Genomic DNA, 6,682 nt, shown 5'->3' with positions numbered 1-6,682 from the left:
AGTGCTCAAACCCTCAAAACCGAGGGCTTAACCTATGAGAATGTCACTTGAAAGTCAAAACGTCGGTTTCAAAAACCGTGTCAACTTCTTTCAGGGTATTCTTAACCCCTATTCTTAAACGGCCTCATCGAGCCTGTTGTAAAGCTGGATGCGGCCAAGAGGCAAAAGGGATTCCCGAAAGACGCTCTCATGGTCGCTTGCGGAACCTCTTACCATGCGGCTTTGCTGGGAGCATACCTTTTCGAGAAAGTCTGTCGCATTCCTACCAGAGTGAAGATCTCATCCGAATTCAATCATTGTGATATGGTGCTCAACAAGACTTGGGTGTTGGGTATTACTCAATCGGGAGAAACCACCGATACACTGCGTGCCCTTCAAAAAGCAAAGGGACTGGGATGCTCAACCACGGCAATCACCAACGTCCACGGAAGCAGCGTCACTCGCATTGCCGATCAGGTATTCTACACTTACTCGGGGCCAGAGATCGGGGTGGCTGCCACCAAAACCTTCTTGACTAAATTGACCACATTGTACTTGTTAGCCCTATCCTTTGTCCCGACCAGTGTTCTGGATATCAAGGATTATAGAAGGCTGATCGAGGAACTGAAGTTCTTGCCTTCCAAAGTGCAGCGAGTGCTGGACAACGAGGAAGTGATTGCCCGGTATGGCAAAGAGCTATCCCGGTATGATAACGCCTTCTATGTTGGCCGGGGGATCAATTATCCGGTAGCCATGGAAGGGGCGCTGAAATTGAAAGAGATCTCTTATATCCATGCCGAAGCCTATGCTGCCGGGGAACTCAAGCATGGGCCCTTTGCTCTCCTTCGTGCCAATACGCCTGTGGTTGCCATTACCGCAAGGGATGACACCTATCAGCCTATGCTGACCAGTATCAGGGAGATCAAAGCCAGAGGACCGCAGGTCATTGCCCTGGCCGAGGAGGGGGATAGAGATATCGACCCGTTTGTGAATTCGGTAGCGCTGCAGCTTCTGGCCTATTATGCGGCCAAAGAGAGAGGTTGTTCCATTGACCTGCCTGCCAATCTGGCCAAGAGCGTGACGGTGCCGTAGGGGAGAGATTCATTGGCTACATTTGCATTCCTACCAGGTCTTTGGCATCGACATGCTTCGATTCCTTGACCCGCAAACCTTCTTCGATCAGTTCCAGAACCCGGGCTTTTTCCTCCGGCAGTTTGTATCCTTCGTAGTCTTGTTTAAACAGGTGTCCTCCGGATTCTTTCCGCCAGCCGTTCATCATGTGGTCGAAGCACAGCCGGGAGGTTACCGTCAAACTTTCTACCATTAGTCTGATCTCTCTTAGACGTTCGTGAGGCGAGGTGAGCTGGAAATCGCCTCTTTCATAATCCCGGAACATCGGCGTGTTGATTCCGGGTATGAAGGGGCGTAGCCGAATGTAATCCGGATTGATTTCATTGAGCACGCGTGCGGTATTCCTGGCGTGCTGGTCGGACCACTTGCGCCCTCCCAATCCGGGCATGACGTATGTCGATACCTCAAAGCCCAGTTCCTTAACCTTCTTTCCGGCCGCGATGTGTTCTTCGGCGGTCACGCCTTTGTCGGTATATTTGAGCACCTCATCATCGCCGCTCTCCAGTCCGATATGCAACCGGGTTAGCCCCGCTTCTCTGAGGCTCATGAGTTCCTCCCGGGTTTTCCGGTAAAGGGTCTTGCCTCTGGCATAGGAGGTAACCCTCTCCAGACTGGGGAATGTCGCTTTCAAGTACTGGATCACTTCAACCAGGTCGGGGGTTCGCATGATGAGCGAATCGGCATCCTGAAGGAATGTGGTGCGCCCGCCCGAGGCCAGCCAATTGAGCACCGTCACAAAGCTGTAGCTCCCTCTCAGGTCGGGATCTTTTTGCAGGAGGGCCGCCACAACGGCGTTGGTGATTTGCCCGGAGTCTCCAAGCTGCCACGATACTTGTTTGATGCCATCGCTGATGGCCTTGGCGTCGTCGATATCCTTCTTGATTTCCTCGACCGTTCTCAGTGAGAACTTCTCGTGGTTGTACGGTTTTCCATAGCAAAACCCGCACCGATTCCAGGGGCAGTTCCGGGTTAGCCGGATCAGGAGTGAAGAACTTCCGCCTTCGCTGGGCGGTCTGATGGTCCCGATTTCGAATGAGTATTGGCTCAGTTTTTCCATATGGTGCTCCTTTACCGAAGAAAAGGATTACTGCGGCGCTCCCGGCCAATGGTGGTCTTTGGTCCATGACCGGGCAGGGCAACGGTCTGATCCGGCAAAGCAAGGAGTTTGTTGCGGATGCTGGAGATCAGCGTGTGATGGTCGCAGCCGGGGAAATCTGTTCGGCCGATGCTCATGTTGAACAGTGCGTCCCCGGTGAATACCACCCCGTGCCCTTCAATGCAAATGCCGCCGGCGCTGTGGCCGGGCGTGTGCAGGACGTTAAACGAAAGGTCGCTGATGATCAGGGAATCGCCGTCCGTGAGCGACCTGTTTGGCGGTGGAGGCCGCTTGAAGGTGGGATCATAGGCGGCGAACTGGCTGAAGTCATAAAGCTGGAGAGCCTTGGCCTCTGCTTCGTGGACGGCAAAGCTGGCTCCTGTTGATTCCACCACCGGCGCAATGGCCCCGATGTGATCAGGGTGGGTGTGCGTGACGACAACTAGGCTGATGTTAAGATTAAGCTCGCGGATGTTGTTCAGGATTCTGGGTGCAGCGCCTGCCGGGTCAATAACCATCCCTTCCCGTGTCTGCTCCGAAGCCACCAGATAGCAGTTGGTTCCAAAGGGCATTATCTCCAACGTTCGGTAGATCATTTTGGGCATTGGGGATCTCCCTGCACTCGATTATCTTGCGGTCTCCATTCTCAGAATACGATATTAACAGGTGATTGGCAATCGGATTGATTCGCTCTTCGAATTAACCAAGCAGGCCACTAGCGATTATGTTTCGGACGCCTTCCCTCTATTTCGGATTGGCCAATTGCCTGGATGCGCTGCAATAGCGGCGGATGGGAATAATACAGGAAAACGTAGAAAGGATGCGGAGACAAATTCGAGAGATTGCTGGCAGAGAGTTTCTTGAGCGCATCGGTTAGACGGTGCGGCTCATCGATTGTCTCGGCGGCAAAGCGGTCGGCTGAGTATTCGTTCTTTCGATAGAGCATTTGCAGGAATATGGAAAGCAGCATTTCTACGGGGGTGTAGAGCAATCCAAAGAACAGCAGTCCGGTATAGATTGATTCCTGCTCCATCCCAAATGCCCGATACAGGCCGGAGCTGTTCAGCAGGATGGAGAGCAAAAAGAAGAGAATACCCGTGTGGACAATACTGATGACGATACCTTGAAGGATGTGCTTTTTCTTATAGTGCCCGATTTCATGGGCCAGCACCGCGACCAGTTCGGGCGATGTGTGATTGGCAATTAGCGTATCGAAGAGCGCGATTCGCTTGTTTTTCCCGAATCCGGTGAAGAAGGCATTTGATTTGCTGGAGCGCCTGGAGCCGTCCATCACGAAGACATTTTCCACCTTGAAATCGACCGACTGTGCATAATTGAGAATCCCCTCTTTCAGCTCGCCGGGCTCCATCGGGGTGAACTTGTTAAACAGTGGCATGATCCATGTGGGAGCCACAAATTGTAAAGCCAGTCCAAACAGGGTCACAGCAATCCAGCAGTAAATCCAGGCAAAATCACCCAGGTATTGAAACAGAGCCAGAATCCCGGCCAACACAGGAGCGCCGAGGAGAAGAGCGAGGAACAAACCTTTGAGCATATCCGTTCCAAAGATGCGTGGGGTGGTCCTGTTGAAGCCGAAGCGCTCTTCGATCACAAAGGTGGCATAGATGCCAAAAGGCAGTGTCAGTAGTCCATGCGCCAGCGATAGGATGCCGATGTACAGCAAGCCGTTCACCAGGGAGATAAATCCCCATTCCCGGACGACCTGATCCAGCCAGTCGAAACCGCCGATGAACCAGAAGCAGAGGAGAAGTACCAGGTTGAAGGTGCTGGTCAGGAGTCCGAAGCGTGTGGTTGTGCGGGTGTACTCCTGTGATTTGCGATATTCCTCGGGTTTGTAGATTCCTTCCAGATCAGGTGGTATTTCAAGTTTGAGGGCTTTCAGGTTCAGAATGTTAGCCACCAGGTTGAGCAGGAAGTCAGCTCCCAGAGCAACAAGAATTACCGAAAAGAATACATTGATCATTATTCGCCGACGCTAATGTTTCTTCTCTTGAATATACGCCACTTGCAGGTATTCTGCCAGAGGGTCTTGTTAACGCGCCAATGGGACCAGTAGTGGAGGCGTTTTCAAATTGGGAAATTATGACATATTCGTCTGGCAGCTTGGAATCGCTTCAGGACTTCCCTTCTGCTCGACTCGTTTCCGTTGATGCAAGAATGATAACCTCACACGCCTTTTTGGTGCCATTTTTGCCGTGTTGAAGTGTTGACCGTGGCACAGTAGTACTGTAATATCTATATCATGGTGTGGATTTTGGGGCTGTAGCTCAACTGGGAGAGCGCTTGATTTGCATTCAAGAGGTCAGGGGTTCAAATCCCCTCAGCTCCACTTACCCAAAATGGAGCAAACGAACCATGGAAGCCGTTTCCGTGGTGAGGTCCTATGTGGTTTCCCCTGAATACACATCGCCAAAATTGTGAGGCGCTGCATTTTATTGATAGGCAATTGCCCAGGAGCGCTACGATATTTGATGCTGTTGGCGAAGGTTGAAGAGTGGCTTTCCGGATACGATCCATACATGATTTTGGGACATCGGATACTCTGATTATATCTGGACAGCGTATTCAGTGCCCACGGCAAGCTATCAAGGAGGATGGACAATGGGAAACGCCTATGCCGGACAGATCCTCAGGGTAAACCTGACAAAGGGTGACTGGAAGGTTGAAGAACTGGATATGGACCTGGTTAGAAGGTTCATTGGGGGGCGTGGGCTTGGGGGGAAAATCCTTTTTGATGAAGTCGATCCGAACGTTGACCCGCTGGGTCCCGAGAATAAGCTGATATTTGTCACCGGCCCCCTAACCGGAACCGGCGCCCCTACGGGTTGCCGATATATGGTGGTGGCCAAATCTCCTCTGACAGGCGCGATAGGCTATGCCAATTCCGGCGGCTATTTAGGCGCGGAGCTAAAGTTTGCCGGCTATGACGGGATCATATTTGAAGGCAAGTCTGAGAAGCCGGTTTATCTGTCCATCGATGACGATGAGATCGAACTCAAACCGGCCTCCCATCTGTGGGGCAAAAGCAGCACAGAGACCGATGAACTGATCAAGGCGGAGCTGGGAGATCAGTGGAGAGGAGTGGACACCCGCGTTTCCTGCATCGGTCCCGCCGGGGAGAAGCTGTCGAGAATCGCTGCCATCATGACTGAGAATAGCGCTGCCGCGCGGACCGGGCTGGCAGCGGTAATGGGCTCCAAAAACCTCAAGGCAATAGCCGTCAGGGGAACCAAAGGTGTCCGTCTGGCAGATGCAGAATCGTTCAGAGCGAAAGTGGCGGAACAGGTGGACGTCTTCAGAGATCACCCGGCGTATGGGCAGTTCGGGACGATGCACGTTTACGGCACAGCGGCGGGGATGGCGTTGGGGAATGTGGCCGGTGCGTTGCCCACACGGCATTTTAGCGGGGGAACATTTGAAGCGGCGGAAGCGGAACTCGATCCGCAGTTGATGAGAGAGACCACCACGGTGCGACAAAAAGGATGCTTTGCCTGTCCCATCGCCTGCAAGAGGGTCAGCAAGACAACTGCCCCAGGTTTTGAAGGCCACGGAGAGGGCCCTGAGTTTGAGACTCTTTGTCTGCTGGGCATCTGCTGCGGGGTTAATAATCTTCAGGCTATTATCAAAGCCGGTTTCATCTGCAACGAGATGGGATTGGACACCATATCGACAGGCGTTACCATCGCTTGCGCCATGGAGCTCTATGAGCGGGGATATATCACTGATGCGGAAGCCGGATGTAAACTGAATTTCGGCAATGCCGAATCGATGGTGGAGATGACAAGGAAGATCGGATTGCGCGAGGGTATAGGGGATATACTGGCCGAAGGCGCTTATCGGACGGCGGAAAAGTTCGGGCATCCGGAGGTATTCATCGGGGCCAAGAAAATGGAGATGCCGGCACACCATGCCAGAGGGCTTCAGGGGATGGGATTGGGATATGCCACGTCCAATAGAGGCGCCTGCCATAACAGTGCCATGATGTCCAGCCACGAGTTTCCTGCTATCGGCACCGGAACGGTCACCAAAGGGAAACCGCAGATGGTAAAGCACGCTCAGGAACTCGCGGCCGTCGTCGATTCCTGCGGCTTGTGTCTCTTTCCAACAGGTGTTTTAATGCAGGAAGGTATCCTGCTTCTTTTCAATGAGGCCACCGGCTTTAATTTCGAGTTGAAAGAGCTGATGCTTGCTGGAGAGCGCATTTGGAACCAGGAACGGCTCTTCAATCTGAAGGCCGGGTTCACCAAGGCGGATGATACGGTTTCCCGGCGGATGCTGGAAGAACCTCTGCCGGACGGTCCGGCAGAAGGCAATGTGCTCAGGCTGGGTGAAATGCTGCCTGAGTATTACCAGCTAAGAGGGTGGAATGAAGACGGTATCCCAAGCGCGGAGAAACTTGCGGCATTGGGACTGGACCATGTGAAATCGAGCAACAAGATATAGGTATATCCCAGG

The 6,682-nt window shown here is 52.9% G+C and carries 5 protein-coding genes and 1 tRNA gene; 3 read left to right on the top strand and 3 right to left on the bottom strand.

All coding sequences use genetic code 11. From position 1 onward, the window contains the following. Nucleotides 1-189: 189 nt before the first annotated feature. Complete coding sequence (locus PHV74_06380) at nt 190-1,071, top strand: SIS domain-containing protein (protein ID MDD5093988.1); 882 nt, start codon at nt 190-192, stop codon at nt 1,069-1,071. A gap of 16 nt (nt 1,072-1,087) precedes the next feature. Here PHV74_06380 and PHV74_06375 read toward each other — a convergent pair whose 3' ends face one another. The 3 genes from PHV74_06375 to PHV74_06365 all read right to left on the bottom strand — a co-directional run bounded on the left by PHV74_06375 (nt 1,088) and on the right by PHV74_06365 (nt 4,187). Further along, complete coding sequence (locus PHV74_06375) at nt 1,088-2,167, bottom strand: radical SAM protein (GenBank protein MDD5093987.1); 1,080 nt, start codon at nt 2,165-2,167, stop codon at nt 1,088-1,090. Between the two features lie 11 nt (nt 2,168-2,178). Continuing rightward, nucleotides 2,179-2,811 carry an MBL fold metallo-hydrolase gene (locus PHV74_06370; GenBank protein MDD5093986.1) on the bottom strand — a complete coding sequence of 211 codons (633 nt, stop codon included), beginning with the start codon at nt 2,809-2,811 and terminating at the stop codon, nt 2,179-2,181. 110 nt (nt 2,812-2,921) lie between these two features. Then, complete coding sequence (locus tag PHV74_06365; protein MDD5093985.1) at nt 2,922-4,187, bottom strand: M48 family metallopeptidase; 1,266 nt, start codon at nt 4,185-4,187, stop codon at nt 2,922-2,924. Between the two features lie 296 nt (nt 4,188-4,483). Here PHV74_06365 and PHV74_06360 point away from each other — a divergent pair. Then, nucleotides 4,484-4,556, top strand: a tRNA-Ala gene (locus tag PHV74_06360). Between the two features lie 272 nt (nt 4,557-4,828). Further along, the gene (locus tag PHV74_06355; protein ID MDD5093984.1) at nt 4,829-6,670 is read left to right on the top strand and encodes an aldehyde ferredoxin oxidoreductase family protein; all 1,842 of its coding nucleotides are present in this window, start codon (nt 4,829-4,831) and stop codon (nt 6,668-6,670) included. Nucleotides 6,671-6,682 lie beyond the last annotated feature (12 nt).

Source organism: Dehalococcoidia bacterium, from assembly GCA_028711995.1.
Classification (GTDB): Bacteria; Chloroflexota; Dehalococcoidia; order SZUA-161; family SpSt-899; genus JAQTRE01.
The sequence above is the reverse complement of the archived record's forward strand: the minus strand, read 5'-3'. Positions and strand labels throughout refer to the sequence as shown.